The sequence below is a fragment of the Nocardioides sp. BGA-UO-ETr-FS32 genome (genome assembly GCF_059567905.1).
Map to the genome: position 1 here is coordinate 400,722 of NZ_JCAQOX010000016.1, position 18,252 is coordinate 418,973.

At 72.1% G+C, this 18,252-nt stretch carries 18 protein-coding genes; 16 read left to right on the forward strand and 2 right to left on the reverse strand.

Annotated elements, in window-relative coordinates; translation table 11 throughout:
- Positions 1–40: 40 nt before the first annotated feature.
- The 3 genes from AC57BS_RS19505 (at position 41) to AC57BS_RS19515 (ending at position 4,701) form a co-directional block, all read left to right on the forward strand.
- Positions 41–2,092, forward strand: coding sequence for an APC family permease (locus AC57BS_RS19505; protein WP_496413104.1), 2,052 nt, complete (start codon positions 41–43; stop codon positions 2,090–2,092).
- Positions 2,089–3,294: a class I SAM-dependent RNA methyltransferase gene (locus AC57BS_RS19510; protein ID WP_496413105.1), complete on the forward strand. Its 1,206-nt coding sequence runs from the start codon at positions 2,089–2,091 to the stop codon at positions 3,292–3,294. Before AC57BS_RS19505 ends, AC57BS_RS19510 begins: the two co-directional genes overlap by 4 nt.
- An 84-nt stretch (positions 3,295–3,378) precedes the next feature.
- Positions 3,379–4,701: a hypothetical protein gene (locus AC57BS_RS19515; protein ID WP_496413106.1), complete on the forward strand. Its 1,323-nt coding sequence runs from the start codon at positions 3,379–3,381 to the stop codon at positions 4,699–4,701.
- A gap of 8 nt (positions 4,702–4,709) precedes the next feature.
- On the opposite strand, the gene AC57BS_RS19520 is transcribed toward AC57BS_RS19515, so the two are convergent.
- Positions 4,710–5,075: a DUF5655 domain-containing protein gene (locus tag AC57BS_RS19520; protein ID WP_496413107.1), complete on the reverse strand. Its 366-nt coding sequence runs from the start codon at positions 5,073–5,075 to the stop codon at positions 4,710–4,712.
- A gap of 100 nt (positions 5,076–5,175) precedes the next feature.
- On the opposite strand from AC57BS_RS19520, the gene AC57BS_RS19525 reads away from it, so the two are divergent.
- On the forward strand, positions 5,176–6,678 hold the full coding sequence (locus tag AC57BS_RS19525) for a hypothetical protein (protein ID WP_496413108.1): 1,503 nt from the start codon (positions 5,176–5,178) through the stop codon (positions 6,676–6,678).
- An 18-nt stretch (positions 6,679–6,696) separates the two neighbouring features.
- Positions 6,697–7,053 carry a hypothetical protein gene (locus AC57BS_RS19530; RefSeq protein ID WP_496413109.1) on the forward strand — a complete coding sequence of 119 codons (357 nt, stop codon included), beginning with the start codon at positions 6,697–6,699 and terminating at the stop codon, positions 7,051–7,053.
- A gap of 13 nt (positions 7,054–7,066) precedes the next feature.
- Here AC57BS_RS19530 and AC57BS_RS19535 read toward each other — a convergent pair whose 3' ends face one another.
- Entirely contained in the window at positions 7,067–7,600 is a 534-nt protein-coding gene (locus tag AC57BS_RS19535; RefSeq protein ID WP_496413110.1) for an AAA family ATPase, read from the reverse strand.
- A gap of 150 nt (positions 7,601–7,750) precedes the next feature.
- Between AC57BS_RS19535 and acnA the strand changes: the two genes are divergently transcribed.
- From acnA to dxs, 11 genes are all read left to right on the forward strand, one after another.
- Complete coding sequence (gene acnA, locus AC57BS_RS19540) at positions 7,751–10,441, forward strand: aconitate hydratase AcnA (RefSeq protein WP_496413111.1); 2,691 nt, start codon at positions 7,751–7,753, stop codon at positions 10,439–10,441.
- Positions 10,442–10,443: 2 nt separating this feature from the next.
- Positions 10,444–11,046: a hypothetical protein gene (locus AC57BS_RS19545; RefSeq protein WP_496413112.1), complete on the forward strand. Its 603-nt coding sequence runs from the start codon at positions 10,444–10,446 to the stop codon at positions 11,044–11,046.
- Between the two features lie 105 nt (positions 11,047–11,151).
- Positions 11,152–12,486 carry a hypothetical protein gene (locus AC57BS_RS19550; protein WP_496413113.1) on the forward strand — a complete coding sequence of 445 codons (1,335 nt, stop codon included), beginning with the start codon at positions 11,152–11,154 and terminating at the stop codon, positions 12,484–12,486.
- On the forward strand, positions 12,473–12,967 hold the full coding sequence (locus AC57BS_RS19555) for a SigE family RNA polymerase sigma factor (protein WP_496413114.1): 495 nt from the start codon (positions 12,473–12,475) through the stop codon (positions 12,965–12,967). Before AC57BS_RS19550 ends, AC57BS_RS19555 begins: the two co-directional genes overlap by 14 nt.
- Positions 12,964–13,566, forward strand: coding sequence for a thioredoxin-like domain-containing protein (locus AC57BS_RS19560; protein WP_496413115.1), 603 nt, complete (start codon positions 12,964–12,966; stop codon positions 13,564–13,566). The genes AC57BS_RS19555 and AC57BS_RS19560 overlap by 4 nt, the downstream gene beginning before the upstream one ends.
- A 73-nt stretch (positions 13,567–13,639) precedes the next feature.
- Positions 13,640–13,945 carry a thiamine-binding protein gene (locus tag AC57BS_RS19565; protein WP_496413116.1) on the forward strand — a complete coding sequence of 102 codons (306 nt, stop codon included), beginning with the start codon at positions 13,640–13,642 and terminating at the stop codon, positions 13,943–13,945.
- Positions 13,935–14,339 (forward strand): YjbQ family protein, encoded by a 405-nt coding sequence (locus AC57BS_RS19570; RefSeq protein WP_496413117.1) that lies wholly within the window; start codon positions 13,935–13,937, stop codon positions 14,337–14,339. Before AC57BS_RS19565 ends, AC57BS_RS19570 begins: the two co-directional genes overlap by 11 nt.
- Before the next feature lie 154 nt (positions 14,340–14,493).
- A complete protein-coding gene (locus AC57BS_RS19575) occupies positions 14,494–14,910 on the forward strand; it encodes a hypothetical protein (RefSeq protein WP_496413118.1) in 417 nt (138 codons plus the stop codon).
- A 20-nt stretch (positions 14,911–14,930) separates the two neighbouring features.
- Entirely contained in the window at positions 14,931–15,395 is a 465-nt protein-coding gene (locus AC57BS_RS19580; RefSeq protein ID WP_496413119.1) for an NUDIX domain-containing protein, read from the forward strand.
- On the forward strand, positions 15,392–16,330 hold the full coding sequence (locus tag AC57BS_RS19585) for an SMP-30/gluconolactonase/LRE family protein (RefSeq protein ID WP_496413120.1): 939 nt from the start codon (positions 15,392–15,394) through the stop codon (positions 16,328–16,330). Before AC57BS_RS19580 ends, AC57BS_RS19585 begins: the two co-directional genes overlap by 4 nt.
- 16 nt (positions 16,331–16,346) lie before the next feature.
- On the forward strand, positions 16,347–18,251 hold the full coding sequence (gene dxs, locus AC57BS_RS19590; protein WP_496413121.1) for a 1-deoxy-D-xylulose-5-phosphate synthase: 1,905 nt from the start codon (positions 16,347–16,349) through the stop codon (positions 18,249–18,251).
- The last annotated feature ends 1 nt before the right edge of the window (position 18,252 follow it).

Genomic DNA, 18,252 nt, shown 5'->3' on the forward strand with positions numbered 1-18,252 from the left:
AGCGGGGATATCTGCCGCTGCGGGTCTAGGCTTGCCGCCCGTGAGTGTCGGCGACGTGTCCAAGCGGATCCTGCTGGGCCGCAAGCTGCGCAGCAGCCAGCTGGGCGAGACCCTGCTGCCCAAGCGCATCGCGCTGCCGGTGTTCGCCAGCGACGCGCTCTCCTCGGTCGCGTACGCCCCCGACGAGGTCTTCATCATGCTGGCCATCGCCGGCGCGTCGACCTACGTCTGGTCGTGGAAGATCGGCCTCGCCGTCGCGGTGGTGATGCTCACCGTGATCGCCAGCTACCGCCAGACCGTGCACGCCTACCCGTCCGGGGGCGGTGACTACGAGGTCGCCACCGTCAACCTCGGGCGCAACGCCGGCGTGACCGTCGCGAGCGCCCTGCTGGTCGACTACGTGCTCACCGTCGCCGTGTCGATCTCGTCGGCGTCCCAGTACGCCGCCGGCGCGATCCCGCTGCTGATCGGGCACGAGGCCACGGTCGGCGTGGTCGCGGTGGCGCTGCTGACCGCGATGAACCTGCGCGGCGTGCGCGAGTCGGGCTCGTTCTTCGCCGTGCCGACCTACCTGTTCATGGTGGCGATCCTCGGCATGTGCGCGTACGGCCTGCTGCGCCTGCTGTCGGGCGACCTGCCCGATGCGGAGAGCGCGAACCTCGAGATCGCGCCGCAGCCCGGGTGGGAGGAGCCGCTCACCCAGATCGGCCTGATGTTCCTCCTGGCGCGTGCGTTCTCCTCCGGCTGTGCAGCGCTCACGGGCGTCGAGGCGATCAGCAACGGCGTGCCGGCCTTCCGCAAGCCCAAGAGCCGCAACGCCGCGACCACGCTGCTCATGCTCGGTCTGATCGCGATCACGATGATGATGAGCGTCATCGTGCTCGCCAAGCAGATGACGATCCGCTACGTCGACCCGCATGAGCTCGACCGCCTCCGTACGGCGTCCGGCGGAGCGGTCCCGGAGGGCTACGAGCAGCACCCGGTGATCTCGCAGATCGCCGCGGGGGTCTTCGACCACTTCCCGCCGGGCTTCTACTTCGTTGTCACCGTCACCGGCATCATCCTCGTCCTGGCTGCCAACACGGCCTTCAACGGCTTCCCGGTGCTCGGCTCGATCCTCGCCCACGACGGGCTCGCGCCGCGGTCGCTCGGCTCGCGCGGTGACCGCCTCGCCTACAGCAACGGCATCGTGTTCCTCGCCGGCCTCTCGATGCTGCTGATCTGGGTCTTCGACGCGGAGACCACCAAGCTCATCCAGCTCTACATCGTGGGCGTGTTCGTCTCGTTCAACCTCAGCCAGCTGGGCATGATCCGCCACTGGACGCGGCACCTGCGCACCGAGCGCGACCCCGCCGTGCGCCGTCGGATGATGCGCTCGCGCGCGATCAACACGTTCGGCCTCGGGATGACGGCGGTCGTGCTGGTGATCGTGCTGATCACCAAGTTCCTCGCCGGCGCCTGGATCACGATCCTGGCGATGGGCTTCTTCTTCGTGGTGATGCAGGCGATCGGACGCCACTACGCGCGCGTCGAGCTCGAGCTCGCGGCCGACGAGCAGGACAAGGTCATGCCGACGCGCGTCCACGCGATCGTCCTGGCCTCCAAGCTGCACAAGCCGACGCTGCGCGCGCTCGCCTTCGCCCGCGCCACCCGGCCCAACGTGCTCGAGGCGATCTACGTGAGCATCGACCCGCGCGCGACCAACCGCCTGCTCGAGGAGTGGGACGAGCGCCACCTCGACATCCCGCTCAAGGTGCTGCACTCGCCCTACCGCGAGGTCGTGCGCCCGATCGTGGAGTACACCCAGGAGATCCGCCGGGCCAGCCCGCGCGGCGTGGTGGCGGTCTACATCCCGGAGTACGTCGTGGGTCGCTGGTGGGAGCAGCTGCTGCACAACCAGACCGCGCTGCGGCTCAAGGGCCGCCTGCTGTTCACGCCGGGCGTCATGGTCATCTCCGTGCCCTACCAGCTGCGGTCCTCGCAGGTCGCGCAGGAGCGCGGCCGGCTCGACGACGCGCGCGTCCACGCGGGTGACCTCCGCCGTGGCCGCGTCGGCAACCGCGGCACCGACCGGCAGGTCGACGACGTATGAGTCGCACCAACCGTCCGCGCCGTGCCCGGGGCCGCTCGCTGGTGGGGGAGCGGTTCGAGGTCGAGGTGGGTCCCGTCGCCCATGGCGGGCACTGCGTCGCCCGCCTGCCCGAGCCCGAGGCGCGGGTCGTGTTCGTACGCCACGCGCTGCCCGGCGAACGGGTGGTCGTGCAGATCACCGAGGGCACTGAGGGGGACCGGTTCTGGCGGGGCGACGCCGTGCGGATCGACTCCGCCTCGCCCGATCGCGTGGCGGCGCCGTGCCCCGTGGCCGGACCGGGCCTGTGCGGCGGCTGCGACTTCCAGCACGTGGCCGTGCCGGCCCAGCGCGACCTCAAGACGGCAGTCGTGCGCGAGCAGCTGGTGCGTCTGGGCCGCCTGCCCGCCGACTCAGCGCTGGTCACCGGCCTCCGCGTCGAGGCCGTGCCGGTGCCCGGCCGCGCGGACGACGGCCTGAGGTGGCGCACCCGGCAGAGGTACGCCGCCCTCCCCGACGGGCAGCCGGCGATGCGGGCGCACCGCTCGCACGACCTCGTCCCCCTCGAGGACTGCCTGATCGCGGCCGAGGAGGCACGGCCGCCCGTGTCGCTGGCCGAGCAGAGCGTCCCGCGCCCGTCCCGAGAAGACCCCGTCGTCCACGAGGTCGCCGCCGGGGGACAGGCCCACGCCTTCGGCGTCGCGGCCGACGGCTTCTGGCAGGTCCACCCGGAGGCGCCGCGCGTCCTGGTCGAGGCCGTGCTCGACCTTCTCGCCCCGCGGCCGGGTGAGCGGGCCCTCGACCTCTACGCCGGCGTGGGGCTGTTCGCCCGCTTCGTCGGCGAGGTCACCGGTGCCCGGGTGGTGGCGGTCGAGGCCGATCGCACGGCGTGCCGGCACGCGCGAGGCAACCTGTCGGCGCTGAAGGGTGCTGTCGTGGAGTGCGGGCCGACCGACCGGGTGCTCCGCGGCGGCTACGACGAGCCGTTCGACCTCGTCGTCCTCGACCCGCCCCGCGAGGGCGCCAAGCGGGCGGTGGTCGAGCAGGTCGTGGACCGGCGCCCCCGCGCCGTGGCGTACGTCGCCTGCGACCCCGCCGCGCTGGGCCGCGACGTGGCGATCTTCGCCGAGCACGGCTACGAGCTGAGCGCGATCCGGGCCTTCGACCTGTTCCCGATGACGCACCACGTCGAATGCGTGGCGCTGCTGCAGCCGCGTCATCGCTGAGCCCCGTACGGGTCCTTCGACCCTTGTCGCGACGGGTGCCGGCGGCTCCACTTGGAGTGTCTGCACGACGTACGGGAGGGCACGATGAGAGCCGTCAAGATCGCCGGGGTCTCGCTGGCCTTGGCGGCAGGTGCGCTGGCCGCACCCGCTGCCGGTACCGATGCCGACGGCTGGGAGGCGGCCGTACCGCTCACCCGCAGCGGCGCCGACGTCTGGGACCTCGAGGTGAGCCTGGCCGAGGGCAGGGGCGTGGCCACCTGGGTGCGCTGGACGGACGACCGCACCCGGCTGCTGGTCGCGCGGCAGCGACGTGACGGCAGCTGGTCACGCCCGGGCGTGGTCCCGGGCACCGGTCAGGTCGTCGAGGCGGAGGTCGCCGCGGACGCGCGCGGGCGGGTCCGGCTGGCGTGGACGGTGGGCAGACGGGTGCTGACCGCGAGGTTGCTGCCCGACGGGTCCACGACCCGGCCCGTCGTCCTGCACCGCACTCCCGGCGGACCGCTGGGGACGCGCCCGGCCTACCTGCGGCTCGCCGTCAACGCCACGGGCGCCACGGTCGTGGCCTGGGAGACCATGGACGACGACGAGGCCCCGCCGTACGCCGAACCGGTCGCGCAGGTGGTCGCCCGTGACGCAGCGGGGCCCTGGGCTCCCGCGTGGACCATGTCGTCCGTCGGCGCGCTCGGCATCCGCCCCGAGGTCTTCGTCGACCGCGCCGGTCGGATGACCGCGGCGTGGGGCGAGCGCCAGGGTCGTGCCTGGTCGGTGCGTGCCGTCTCGCGGACCACCGGCGAGGACTGGGGGGCCGTCGAGAGGCTGAGCGCCGTGGGCGAGCGTGCCGGCGTGCCGCAGCTGGCGGGTCTCCCGTCCGGGCGGGTGGTGGTGGCCTACCCGTTCCGCTCCCCGGAGGCCGAGGGCATCGCCGTACGCCACGCATCGCCCTCGTCGCGCTGGTCGTCCCCGGCGTTGGTCCGGGGCGCACGGCCGGCGAGCTGGGTCGACGTCGGGCTCGGCCGCAGGGAGGCGATCGTCGTCTTCACCGACCGGCGCAACAGCGCATGGACCGCTTCGGTCTCGCGGGTGGGACTGGTGACACGCACCCGTCTCCGCCCCGAGGTGACGGTCTACTACGGCATGCAGGTCGTGGCCAACGGCGCAGGCGAGGCGGTGGTGGCCTGGGACTCGGTCGCGGGGGACGACCACCCGATCGAGGCGGCCCACCGCAGCCGCGACGGCAGCTGGGGCCGGGTCGTGCGTTTGTCCGCCGCCGGGGTCGACGGCTTCCTCGGCGCGCCCGCGATCGCGCCCGACGGCCACGCGCTCCTGGTGTGGAACGCCGGCGCCGAGACCGACCCCGACTCGTCCCGGGTCTGGGTGCGCAGCCGTCCCGGCAGGACGGGGCGCTGAGGCAGCCGTCACCCGGCTGCTGAGTACGCCTCGCCGAGCCACTCCCGCACCTCGGCGTCCACCTCACCGGGCGTACGGAGCTCGAGATGGTGCATCCAGGTGCGCGGGGCGGGATGGACGACCTCCTTCCACCGCGAGCTCGCGACCTCCCGCGGGAAGGCGATCGACAGGACGGCGGGGACGTCGCTGGCGACGTACTGCCCGGGACGCCGCAGGTAGGCGAACCCGGTGCGGCGGCGGAAGGCGACCTGGCTGCGGGAGACCCGTACCTCGTGGGGACCGACGGACTCGACCGCCCGCGCGACCGCGGCCGCCACGGCGCGACCGTCAGGGTGCCCGGCGAAGAACTCCTCGGCAGGGTGCTCGGTGACCACCGGTCCAGCCTGTTCCCGATGAGGCGCCACGTCGAGTGCTTCGGACCTTCGGGGGAGAACCGGCCGCGGCCTCCCGTCATCCCGAACTAGAGTCGGGCGGGTGCGTCTGGTCTCGGCAGTCCTCGGCTTCGTCCTGAGGAAGACGGGCGCGCTCCTCGTCATCGTGCTGGCCCTCTTTCTCGCCTACCTGCTCGTCCAGGCGGCGGTCCCCGCGGTCAAGGAGGCCGTGACGGACCGCGAGCGGCTGAAGCAGGTGGCGGCCGAGCGAGCTGCGCTGGAGCAGGACCTCGAGCAGCTGAGGGACGAGGTCGCGGAGGCCCAGCGTGAGGAGGTCGCCTCGGTGCGGGGCGCCCTCGACGCCGAGATCGAGGCGCTGGGCGACCAGGTGGCGGAGCAGCGGTCCGAGGTCGAGGAGAAGCTCGACGAACGTGATGAGTGCAGTCGCCTCCGGGAGCTCGTCGAGAACCTGCCCCTGGTGCCCAACACGTGCGACCTCAAGGAGCGTGCCGCCGAGACGGCACAAGAGGCACTGGACACCCTCGAGTCGAGCCTCGCCCGGGCAGAGGCCGATGCGGCGTTGCTGCGCGATCCCGACCTGACGCCCCAGCAGCAGCTCGAGCAGCTCGGCGCGAACGGTGCCTTCGAGTCGTCCGAGAGGGAGATCGAAGCCACCGAGTCGGAGCTCGCCCAGAAGGAGGCGGAGGAGCGGAGCCTGGAGGAGACCCAGGGGTCCGGGGTCGGGTGGGTCGTCGACCAGTGGGCCCGGTCGTGGCGGTGGCTGGCCGCGGTCGCACTCGTCGTGCTGCTCCTGCCTCCGGTCCTCAGAACGGTCAGCTACTTCGTCCTGATGCCGCTGGTCCACCGGGCGCACCGACCGATCCACCTGGCCAGCGGGTCGGAGGGCGACGTCGGCGTGCTCCGGACCTCGGAGGCCGAGCGGACGCTGACGGTCGAGCTCGGCCCCGGTGAGGTCCTGTCCGCGCGCTCGGAGCACGTGCGGCCGGTGCAGGGCCGGATCCGGAGCGACCTCCTCTACGACTGGTCGTCGCCGTTCATCAGCTATGCCGCAGGACTCTTCGGCCTGAGCCGCGTCACGGGTGACGAGCGTGTCACCGCAGCGACGCTGTCCACGCCGGACGACCCGGACTCGTACCTGATGCGCATCGACTTCGCGAACCACCCGGGGCTGGTGATGCGGCCCCGGCACGTCGTGGGGGTGATCGGGACACCGGAGCTCGAGACGCGCTGGCGCTGGGGGATCCAGTCCTTCGCCACGTGGCAGGTGCGCTACATCCTGTTCTCGGGCACCGGCAGCCTGATCGTCCAGGGCCACGGCGACGTCGTGACGACGAGCCCCCGCGGCAGGTCCACCCGGATGGAGCAGCACCTCGTGATGGGCTTCGACTCCAGGCTGTCCGTGGGCGTCAACCGGACCGAGGTGTTCTGGCCGTACCTGTGGGGCCGGACCCCGCTGGTCGACGACGAGTTCTCGGGCCCGCACCCGTTCCTCTGGCAGAAGTCCAGCGCCCAGGGGCCCAGCAACCCGATCGCGCGGACCTTCAACACCTTCTTCTCAGCGTTCGGCAAGCTGCTCGGCTTCTGAGTCTGGCAGGGTGGCGGCATGGCCAGGTACGCCGTCAACGACGCCGCTGTCACCCACGCCCGCCGGCTGATCGATGCCCGGCAGTACGTCCTGGACAGCGACTGGGGCGAGGTGCAGCCGAGGGCGGACGCGGACAACGCCTACCTCGAGCGGCACTCGTGGGACGACTACGCCGCCTGGCACCTCGGCCTGACCGAGGGCGCCAACGACCACACCAAGGCCCGCTACGCGTTCGTCTACGGCGACCTGCGGCGGGTCCACCGCAGCGGGCTCATCGCGTGCGTCTACCGCGCCGCGGAGTGGCGGCACAAGGCGGTCGAGCTCGCGGCCCACGACCTGCTGCAACGCCTCGACCAGATGGCCGGCATCGACTGACCCGCCGACAGGCTCACGGGCGTACGGCGCGCGCCAGCGCGACCAGCGCAGACCCGGTCTCGCTCGCGTCGACCACTGCCCAGCCGTGTGCCGGTGCCAGATCGAGCAGCTGCCGACGCCCCTCGAGCACCAGCTCGTCACCGCCGCGCTCCTCGATGATCCGCGAGACGACAGCCGTGACGGGCGTGACCTCGCGCGAGTGGAGGCGCTCGAGCAGCACCTCTGGTGCGACGTCCAGCACCACCCCGACGTACGCCGCCCCCGCCTCCGCCGCGGCCGCTTCGAACCGCTCGACCTGGGCGGGCGTCACGATGAGCTGGGGGAGGACCACGTCACGGCCGGTGCGGAGGTAGGCCGTCATCAGGGCCAGCGCCGACGCGCGGACCGCCTCGCCGGTGCCAACGAAGTCGTCCTCCCACCCGGAGACCCAGGACCTCAGCTCGTCGATGTCGCAGAGCAGCGTGCCCGGGTGGGCGGCGGCGTGGGCGCGGGCGAGCGTCGACTTGCCGACGCCCGACGGGCCGTTGAGGTGGAGGAGGGTCGGCACGCCGGGAGGCTATCGGGGGAGCGGGAGCCGTGTGATATCTTGACGTCAAGATACTGCGATGTCAGAACTAAGGGTCGCCTGCCTTCCCGTCCGCTCCCGGACGACGGCAAGATGGATGCGAACCCGCGAACTCCCGAGGAGATGTGGCTGATGGCCAGTCAGGACAGCTTCGGTGCCAAGGGCACCCTGGACGTGGACGGACAGTCCTACGAGATCTACCGCCTCGACGCGGTCAAGGGAGAGGGCCTCGACGTCGAGAGCCTGCCCTTCTCGCTGAAGGTGCTGCTGGAGAACCTGCTCCGCACCGAGGACGGCGCCGACATCACGGCCGACCACATCAAGGCGATCGCCGGCTGGGACGCCGACGCGAACCCCGACCAAGAGATCCAGTTCACGCCCGCCCGCGTGATCATGCAGGACTTCACCGGCGTCCCCTGCGTCGTCGACCTCGCCACCATGCGCGAGGCCATGGCCGAGCTCGGCGGCGACGCCACCAAGATCAACCCCCTCGCGCCGGCCGAGATGGTCATCGACCACTCCGTCATCGCCGACGTCTTCGGCTCCGCCGACGCCTTCGAGCGCAACGTCGAGATCGAGTACGAGCGCAACCGCGAGCGCTACCAGTTCCTCCGCTGGGGCCAGGGCGCCTTCGACGACTTCAAGGTCGTCCCCCCGGGCACCGGCATCGTCCACCAGGTCAACATCGAGCACCTCGCCCGCGTGGTCATGGTGCGCGACGGCGTGGCCTACCCCGACACCTGCGTCGGCACCGACTCCCACACCACGATGGTCAACGGCATCGGCGTGGTCGGCTGGGGCGTGGGCGGCATCGAGGCGGAGGCCGCGATGCTCGGCCAGCCGGTCTCCATGCTCATCCCGCGCGTGGTCGGCTTCAAGCTCTCCGGCGAGCTGCCCGAGGGCTCGACCGCCACCGACCTCGTCCTCACGATCACCGAGATGCTCCGCGAGCACGGCGTGGTCGGCAAGTTCGTCGAGTTCTACGGCGAGGGCGTCTCCGCGCTGCCGCTCGCCAACCGCGCCACCATCGGCAACATGAGCCCCGAGTTCGGCTCCACCATCGCCGTCTTCCCCATCGACGAGCAGACCGTCGACTACCTGCGCATGACGGGCCGCTCCGAGGAGCAGCTCGCGCTCGTCGAGGCGTACGCCAAGGAGCAGGGCCTCTGGCACGACCCGAGCGCCGAGCCGCGCTACAGCGAGCGCCTCGAGCTCGACGTGTCCACGGTCGTCCCGTCGCTGGCGGGTCCGAAGCGTCCCCAGGACCGCGTCGAGGTCACCAAGGCGCAGGAGAGCTTCCAGAAGGCGCTCGCCGACTACACCGAGGACAAGGACGCCAAGGCGACCGTCAGTCTCGACGGCCAGGAGTTCGAGATCGGCCACGGGGCCGTCACGATCGCCGCGATCACCTCGTGCACCAACACCTCCAACCCGAGCGTGATGATCGGCGCGGCGCTGCTCGCCAAGAACGCCGTCGACAAGGGCCTGACCCGCAAGCCGTGGGTCAAGACCTCCCTCGCCCCCGGCTCCAAGGTCGTGTCCGACTACTACGAGCGTGCCGGCCTCACGCCGTACCTCGACAAGCTCGGCTTCAACCTCGTCGGCTACGGCTGCACGACCTGCATCGGCAACTCCGGTCCGCTGATCCCCGAGGTCTCCGCCGCGGTCAACGAGGCCGACCTCGCGGTCGTCTCGGTGCTCTCGGGCAACCGCAACTTCGAGGGCCGGATCAACCCGGACGTGAAGATGAACTACCTCGCGTCCCCGCCGCTGGTCGTGGCCTACGCACTCGCCGGCTCGATGGACGTCGACCTGTTCGGCGACCCACTGGGTCAGGACACCGACGGCAACGACGTGTTCCTCAAGGACATCTGGCCCAGCCCGCAGGAGATCGAGGAGACGATCGCGCACGCGATCACCGCCGACATGTTCGGCTCGTCCTACGCCGACGTCTTCGCAGGCGACGAGCGCTGGCAGTCGCTGCCGACGCCCGAGGGCAACATCTTCGAGTGGGACGAGGACTCCACCTACGTGCGGCGTCCCCCCTACTTCGACGGCATGCCCGACGAGCCGGAGCCGGTCACCGACATCGTCGGCGCCCGCGTGCTCCTCAAGCTCGGCGACTCGGTGACCACCGACCACATCAGCCCGGCCGGTGCCATCAAGAAGGACAGCCCGGCGGGCCACTACCTCGCCGAGCACGGCGTCGAGCAGCGCGACTTCAACTCCTACGGCTCGCGCCGCGGCAACCACGAGGTCATGATCCGCGGCACGTTCGCCAACATTCGCCTGCGCAACCAGCTCGCGCCGGGCACCGAGGGTGGCGTGACGCGCGACTTCACCGCCGACGGCGAGGTCACCAGCGTCTACGAGGCGAGCGAGCACTACCAGGCAGCAGGCACCCCGCTGGTCGTCCTCGCCGGCAAGGAGTACGGCTCCGGCTCCTCGCGCGACTGGGCCGCCAAGGGCACGGCGCTCCTGGGTGTGAAGGCCGTCATCGCCGAGTCCTACGAGCGCATCCACCGCTCGAACCTCATCGGCATGGGCGTCATCCCGCTGCAGTTCCCCGCGGGCAAGACCGCCGACGACCTGGGGCTCACCGGCGCCGAGATCATCTCGATCTCCGGCATCACCGAGCTCAACGACGGCACCACGCCCAAGACGGTGACCGTCAAGGTCGAGCCGGCGCCAGGCACCGACCAGGCGCACGGCGAGACCAGCGAGTTCGAGGCCACCGTCCGCATCGACACCCCGGGCGAGGCGAACTACTACCGCAACGGCGGGATCATGCAGTACGTCCTTCGCAGCCTGCTCAAGGGCTGACGTTGCGCGAGTTCCTCACGAGGGCACAGGCGGCCGCCGACTCCACCGATGGTGGGGACGGCGGCCGCCTGCCGCTCGGCGGCATGGTCGACTGGGAGGTCTTCCCCTTCGAGCGCGACGGCCTGCGGCCGCGTCCGCTCGTCGACTACGCCGACCCCGAGCCGGATCGCCGCAAGGCGCCGGAGGACTGCAAGACGTGCACGGCCCTCGGTCGTGACGACCTGGTGCTGCACACGGGGGAGCGGCTCGCCGTGATCCGCCCGGGCGGCACGTCGCTGCCGTTCGTGGCCAACGTCGTGTCCCGCACGCACGAGGTGCTCGACGCGCTGGACGACGACGGGCACGTGGAGCTGGGCCGGCTGGTCGGTCGCACGTACGCCGCACTGCGCGCGCTCGACGGCGTCGGCAACGTGCACATCAACAAGTGGGAGAACGGCACCGGCCACCTCTCGGTGACCCTGCTCGCCCGTCCCCTCGGCGTGCTCCAGCTCCGCGGGTCCAACCTGCCGGTCTGGGCCGACATGCTCCCGGCCACACCGCCCGAGGAGCTCGCCGCGCGCGCCGAGGTCGTCCGGGCCGCGCTCGCCCGCTCGGTGGTCGAGTAGTCCGCGAGCGCCAGCGAGCGGACGCATCGAGACCCGGACCCCTCCGAATCGGCATCTCGTGGCGTGTGGACGTGTGAGGCTGTCCACCCACCCGAGGAGCTCCGCATGTCCGCACCGCCCGCCGACGTCGTCGACCGGCTCGAGCGCCTGGCCGCTCGCGCGCCCGGCGGCGCCATCGACCCGGACGCGGTCTGGACGCACGGTCGCCGTCGGCACCGCGTACGCCTCGGTGCGGCGCTCGCCGCTCTCGTGGCCGTCGGGCTCCTGGGCACGACGGCCACGCCGATGCTCGTCGAGCGCGCGCAGCGCGTCGAGCCGGCGGGCTCCGCGGACCGGATGGTGCTCCCGGACGTGGTCCGGCAGCCGGGCGGTTGGGAGCCTGCGTTCCCGTCCGCGCCCGGGCGGTTGTCTGCCGTGGGCGTCGGCACGAGGTCCGGCCTGCTGTCGGACCGGACCGTCCTCTGGGGCGTCTCGGCGGCCACCGGTGAGTCGCGCTTCCTCGACCTGCCCGTCGCAGAGTCCGCCGCCGACCAGGCCGTGCTGTCTCGCGACGGCACCAAGCTGGCCTACTGGGCGTCGACCAGCGACGCCGGTGAGCGTTCGGACGGGCAGCCGTCAGCCCCGACGGGCCTGAACGTCCTCGACCTCGTCACCGGCGAACAGCGGGCCTGGGACCCGGCAACCGGGCACGGGCTGATGACGGTCGGTCTTGCCTGGGCGGGCGACACCCTGTGGTTCACCCAGGGCGCCTACCGCGATGCCGACCAGAACAGTGCGCGGATCGGCACGCGCGCGTGGCGATGGGGCTCGATCCCGGGGCCGGTGGAGGGACCGTTCGCAGACGACGCCAGTCTCACCACGGCCACCCAGGACGCAGGTGGCTTCCTCGCCGCCAGCGGCACCGTGGCCACCGAGGCCTGGCGTGTCGACGAGGCAGGATCAGTGCGCAGGCTCAGGTTCGTCACCGACGAGGCGATCAGCACTCCGTTCCTGTCTCCCGACGGAAGCCGGGTCGCCGGGATGGAGCAAGGTCGTGGCGCCCGATCGCTCCTGACGGCTCTGCCGCTGCTGGCCGGCACCCTCGAGGGCGGCCGTGCGGTGATGGAGCCGGTCGAACCCGTGGAGGCGGAGGTGGTGCTGGGGTGGCGCTCGCCGACCGAGGTCGTCGTCGCGTCGGCAGCGGATCGTGACAGCGACGGACTGCGCGACACGACCCAGGCGTCGCTCGTCGACGTGACCGACGGGGCCCTCAGTGCGCGCCTCGACATCGTGGGCAATGTGCCGGTCTTCGCTGCCGACGCCTGGGCCGGGGACGTCATCGAGGCCCCCGGTGCACCGTTCGCCCCAGACCCCCGCCTGGTCGGCCTGGGGCTCCTGGCCGCGGCGTTCGTGGGCTGGCGGATCGCCGTACGGGTCAGGAGCCGGCGTGTCCGCGCCTGACGGCTTCACCGAGTACGTCCTCGCCCGGCAGGCCGCGCTGCTACGCACGGCGTACCTCCTCACCGGGCACGCGCAGGACGCCGAGGACCTCGTGCAGACGACGCTGGTCAAGGTCGTGCCGCAGTGGCGGCGCATCCGCGACAACCCCGAGCCGTACGTCCGCCGGACCATGGTCAACGCCAACGTCTCCCGCTGGCGCCGCCGGCGCTGGCGCGAGGAGAGCACCGACGTGCTGCCCGAGCAGCTGGCTGACGCCCCGGACCACGCCGAGCTGATCGCCGTACGCTCCGCGCTGGCCGGCCTCGCGGCGCGGCAACGGGCGGTCCTCGTGCTGCGCTACTACGAAGGGCTCTCCGAGGCCGAGATCGCCGCAACGCTCGAGATCGCACCCGGGACAGTGAAGTCGCAGGCCCGCGACGGGCTGGCGAGGCTGAGGCAGGCGCTCCCCGCCGAGGAGGGCGCCGGTAGCCTGACGCGGTGAACGACGCCGACGGCCAGCCGAGACGACTGCCGCTCGTGCTGGCGAGCGTCGCCGCCGCCCTCGTGCTCGGCGCGGCCCTCGTCGCGCCGCTGGTCGACCGGGTGGTCCGCGGCGACGAGCAGGAGCAGCGTGCCCTCGACCTCAGCCTCGTCGAGACGTGGGAGATCGCCGACCGGGCGCACTCGACCGGCGACGTCACCTACCCGCAGGACCCGCCCGCCGGCGGCGCCCACGCGCCTGTCTGGCTGGCGTGCGGCGTCTACGACGAGCCGGTCCGCGAGGAGAACGCCGTCCACGACCTCGAGCACGGCACCGTCTGGATCACCCACGACCCCGGCCTTCCCGCCGCGGACGTCGAGGCGCTGGCCGAACAGCTGCCCGACAACGGCATCATGTCGCCGCGCGTGGGCCTGCCCTCGCCGGTCGTGGTGACCGTCTGGGGCGCCCAGCTCCGTCTCGACGGGGCCGACGACGAGCGGCTCGGTCTCTTCCTCGAGGAGTACGGCGACGGGCACACCGCACCGGAGTTCGGGGCCAGCTGCCAGGGCGGCACCCCCGACCCGCAGGGCGCGCTCCCGGGCGAGGGCGCCAACGCCTGAGGGGACGTCGACCCCCAGGCCGTACGGTCGGGGCCGGACGCCGTTGCCCCGGGCCCACGACTAGCGTGTCAGCATGATCGTGGCCTTCTCGCTCTCGCCCATGTCCAGTGACCCGACGGGGTCCGTCACCGAGGCGGTCGCCGCGGCCGTGCGGGTCGTGCGGGAGTCCGGGCTGCCCCACGAGACCAACGCGATGTTCACCAACATCGAGGGGGAGTGGGACGAGGTGATGGCGGTGGTCAAGCGCGCCGTCGACGTCGTCGCCGAGGTGTCCCCGCGCGTCGGACTCGTGCTCAAGGCCGACATCCGCCCGGGGTACGACGGGCAGCTCACCGCCAAGGTCGAGCGGATCGAGGAGGCGCTGCGCGATGAGAAGTGAGACCAGGACCTACCGCACGGGCGGTGACGAGGTCGTGCTCGACCTGACCCGGGACGCCGCTGAGGTCGTGGCCGGACGCGGCGACGGACTGCTGCACGTCTTCGTGCCGCACGCGACCGCCGGGATCGCGATCATCGAGACCGGGGCGGGCTCCGACGACGACCTGCTCGCCGCCCTCGGCGACCTGCTCCCGGCCGACGACCGCTGGCGGCACCGCCACGGCTCGCCCGGGCACGGTCGCTCCCACGTCATGCCGGCGATCGTGCCGCCCCACGCGACGGTCCCCGTGCTGGGCGGTCGGCTCGCCCTCGGCACCTGGCAGAGCATCTGCCTGGTGGACCTCAACGTCGACAACGCCGAGCGCGAGGTGCGCTGGTCGTTCCTGGCGGGCTGACAGTCGCGACGCGTCACAGGGGGGAGGATCGTCGTGCCATGTCGAGGACGTCCTTCCCCACTCTTCCCGTCGCTGCCGAGCGCACCGAGATCGAGAGCGCGACTGGAGGGTCCTGGCCCACCTCGATCGAACAGACGTTCGATAGACTGGTCCGGTGTTCCCCGCGCCGCAGCCACGTCAGCGCCCGACCCCGCCCGAGGGGCATCGCGGCGTGGCGCCGCCCGGTTGGCCGCGGCAGGTGCGCCCACCAGACGCGCCGGACTGGGAGGCGACCGCGGCCAGCTGGTTGCTGGACCTGTGCCCGCCCGACTACCGCCGTTTCCCCGGGCTGCGGCGCCACGTCGTGGTGCTGGCCCGGTTCGCCGTGCTTCACGTCGAGGCGCAGCAGCTGGCGACGAGGCGCGGACTGAGCGAGATCCGCGGCGACCTGAAGGACGTCGCCACCGAGGCGGTCGTGCTCGCGGCCGTGCAGACCTTCCAGCTCGAGGACGCCCGCCTCCAGGCCGTACGCCGCGAGGTCGGTCTCGTCGAGGACGCCCTGCGCGGGCGTCGCTTCCGGGTCCGGATGTGAGGGGTGGCTAGGGTCGCCCGATGCCTGCCTCCGCACCAGACCCCGGCCCCGACCCGCGCCGCTTCGCGGGCGTCATCCTCGTCGACCGGCGCGGCTGGATCCTGCTCCAGGAGCGCGACGAGCACCCCCGCATCGACCCCGAGAAGTGGGGCCTCGCGGGCGGGCACGTCGACCCCGGCGAGGACTTCGAGCCGGCCGCCCACCGCGAGCTGGAGGAGGAGACCGGCGTACGCCTCCGGGCTGGCGGGCTGCGCCTGTTCCGCGAGTTCGTGGTCGACCACCGCGAGGCCTACGGCACGTGGGACGTGATGCAGGTCTTCGTCGCCGCCACCGACCTCGCCGACGCCGACATCGACTGCCGCGAGGGACGGCAGATCGTCTTCGTGGACCCCGAGGCCGCCCGGGGCCTCGACCTCAGCGCCGCCGCCCTCGACATCGTCCCGGCCTTCCTCGACAGCGATCTCTACGCCACCATGGCGCCATGACCTCCTCGACCTCGTTGACCGTGCACCCCGTCCCGTCCATGGGCGCCGAGGACGTGGTCGTCTCCCCGGACGGCGGCGTCCACACCGGCACGGAGGACGGCGCGATATGGGCGATCGACCCCGCGACCGGCAGCACCCGGCTCGTCGCCGACACCGGCGGTCGCCCGCTCGGTCTCGAGATCCTCCCCAGCGGTCACCTGCTGGTGTGCGACGCCCAGCGCGGGCTGCTGCGGGTCGACCAGGCCGAGGGGACGGTCGAGGTGCTGGTCGACCGCGTCGACGGCGAACCGATGAGGTTCTGCAACAACGCTGCCGTCGCCGCCGACGGCACGATCTGGTTCAGCGACTCCTCGCTGCACTTCGGCGTGGACCAGTGGAAGGACGACTTCGTCCAGGACACCCGCACCGGTCGGCTGCTCCGCCGCGACCCCGACGGCACGGTCACCGTCGTCCTCGACGGCCTGCGCTTCGCCAACGGGGTCGCGCTCGCGGCCGACGAGTCGTTCGTCTGCGTCGCCGAGTGCCGCGGGCGCACCGTCGTACGCCTGTGGCTGAGCGGCCCGCGGGCGGGGGAGCGCGACCACCTGGTCACCGACCTGCCCGGCTACCCCGACAACATCAGCCTCGGCAGCGACGGGCTCATCTGGGTGGCCGTCGCCAGCCCGGTCGACGGCCTCGTCGAACGCCTCGGCCACGCCCCCTTGGTCCTGCGCCGCGCGGTCACCAAGATCCCCGAGGCGCTGCAGCCCAAGCCGAAGCAGACGATCCGCGTGCAGGCGTACGCCGACGACGGCCGGCTGGTGCACGACCTCGACCTCGCGCAGCCGGACCACGGGCCGGGCTACCACATGGTCACCGGCGTGCGGGAGCACGACGGGAGGGTGTGGATGGGGAGCCTCCACGAGCCGTCGGTGGCCGTCCACGACCTGGCATGAAATAGACTCAGGCCCCATGGCCCTCCTCGACTCGATCGCCTCCCCGCGCGACCTGCGCGACCTCTCTGCGGAGCAGCTGGACGAGCTGGCTGCCGAGATCCGGGACGTGATGATCCGCACGGTGGCGACCAACTCCGGCCACCTCGGTCCCAACCTCGGCGTGGTCGAGCTGACGCTGGCCATCCACCGGGTCTTCGACTCGCCGCGTGACCGGGTCGTCTTCGACACCGGCCACCAGTCCTACGTGCACAAGCTCGTCACCGGTCGGCACGCCGACTTCGGCACGCTCCGCAAGGAGGGCGGCGTCAGCGGCTACCCCAGCCAGGCCGAGTCCGAGCACGACATCGTGGAGAACTCCCACGCGTCGACCTCGCTGTCCTACGCCGACGGCCTCGCCAAGGCCTACGCCATCCGCGGCGAGGACCGCCACGTCGTGGCCGTCATCGGCGACGGCGCGCTGACCGGCGGCATGGCGTGGGAGGCCCTCAACAACATCGCGATCGCCCGGAACAGCCGCCTCGTGATCGTGGTCAACGACAACGAGCGCTCCTACACCCCGACGATCGGCGGCCTCGCCACGGCGCTCACGTCGCTGCGCACCAACCCGCGCTACGAGCAGGTCCTCGACCTGGTCAAGAAGCGCCTCAACCAGGTGCCGGGCGTCGGGCACGCGGCGTACGACGCCCTCCACGCGGTCAAGAAGGGCATGAAGGACGCCCTCGCGCCCCAGGGCCTGTTCGAGGACCTCGGCCTCAAGTACGTCGGTCCCGTCGACGGGCACGACCGCGCGGCGATGGAGCAGGCGCTGACCAACGCCAAGCGCTTCAACGGTCCTGTGATCGTCCACGCGATCACCCGCAAGGGCCAGGGCTACGACCCGGCGCTGCGGCACGAGGCCGACCAGTTCCACGCGCCCGGCCCGTTCGACGTGCAGACGGGTGCGGAGAAGCCCAAGGGCAAGATCTGGACCGACCACTTCTCCGAGGCGATCGTCGACCTCGGCGAGCGTCGCGACGACGTCGTCGCCATCACGGCCGCGATGATGCACCCGGTCGGTCTCGACGTGTTCGCGCAGCGGTTCCCCGAGCGCACCTTCGACGTCGGCATCGCCGAGCAGCACGCCGTCACTTCGGCCGCGGGCCTCGCGATGGGCGGCCTGCACCCCGTGTTCGCGGTCTACGCGACCTTCCTCAACCGCGCCTTCGACCAGGTGCTGATGGACGTCGCGCTGCACCGGTGCGGCGTGACCTTCGTCCTCGACCGCTCGGGCGTCACCGGCGACGACGGCGCCAGCCACAACGGCATGTGGGACATGTCGATCCTCCAGGTCGTCCCGGGCCTGCGCCTCGCCGCGCCCCGTGACGTCACGCGGCTCCACGAGCTGCTCGACGAGGCCGTCCTGGTCGACGACGCGCCCACGGTCGTCCGCTTCCCCAAGGGGCCGCCGCCCGAGGACGTGCCCGCGATCGACCGCGTCGGCGGTGCCGACGTCCTGGTCCGCAGCGGCGAGCAGGACGTGCTCGTCGTCGCCGTCGGGTCGATGTGCACGACCGCCGTCGACGTCGCCTCGCGCCTCACCGCGCAGGGCATCGGGGTGACCGTGGTCGACCCGCGCTGGGTCAAGCCGGTCGACCCCGCGATCGTCGACCTCGCCCGCGAGCACCGCCTCGTGGTGAGTGTCGAGGACAACGGCCGCGTCGGCGGCTGCGGTGCCACGCTGCTCCAGACGCTCAACGACGCGGGCGTGCGTACGCCCGTCCGTCTGCACGGCATTCCGCAGGAGTTCCTCGACCACGCCAAGCGCGACGTGATCCTGGCCCGCATCGGGCTCGACGCCCAGACGATCGCGCGCACGATCGTCGAGGACGTCACCGCGCTCGACCGAGGACTCACCCTCGTCGAGGCGGAGCACCCCGCCTGAC

Bases quoted from the DNA above. Each gene is read 5' to 3' on its own strand.
- acnA (WP_496413111.1), top strand. From the start codon at position 7,751: ATGGCCAGTCAGGACAGCTTCGGTGCCAAGGGCACCCTGGACGTGGAC.
- AC57BS_RS19565 (WP_496413116.1), top strand. From the start codon at position 13,640: ATGATCGTGGCCTTCTCGCTCTCGCCCATGTCCAGTGACCCGACGGGG.
- AC57BS_RS19570 (WP_496413117.1), top strand. From the start codon at position 13,935: ATGAGAAGTGAGACCAGGACCTACCGCACGGGCGGTGACGAGGTCGTG.
- AC57BS_RS19585 (WP_496413120.1), top strand. From the start codon at position 15,392: ATGACCTCCTCGACCTCGTTGACCGTGCACCCCGTCCCGTCCATGGGC.
- AC57BS_RS19550 (WP_496413113.1), top strand. From the start codon at position 11,152: ATGTCCGCACCGCCCGCCGACGTCGTCGACCGGCTCGAGCGCCTGGCC.
- AC57BS_RS19510 (WP_496413105.1), top strand. From the start codon at position 2,089: ATGAGTCGCACCAACCGTCCGCGCCGTGCCCGGGGCCGCTCGCTGGTG.
- dxs (WP_496413121.1), top strand. From the start codon at position 16,347: ATGGCCCTCCTCGACTCGATCGCCTCCCCGCGCGACCTGCGCGACCTC.
- AC57BS_RS19580 (WP_496413119.1), top strand. From the start codon at position 14,931: ATGCCTGCCTCCGCACCAGACCCCGGCCCCGACCCGCGCCGCTTCGCG.
- AC57BS_RS19515 (WP_496413106.1), top strand. From the start codon at position 3,379: ATGAGAGCCGTCAAGATCGCCGGGGTCTCGCTGGCCTTGGCGGCAGGT.
- AC57BS_RS19530 (WP_496413109.1), top strand. From the start codon at position 6,697: ATGGCCAGGTACGCCGTCAACGACGCCGCTGTCACCCACGCCCGCCGG.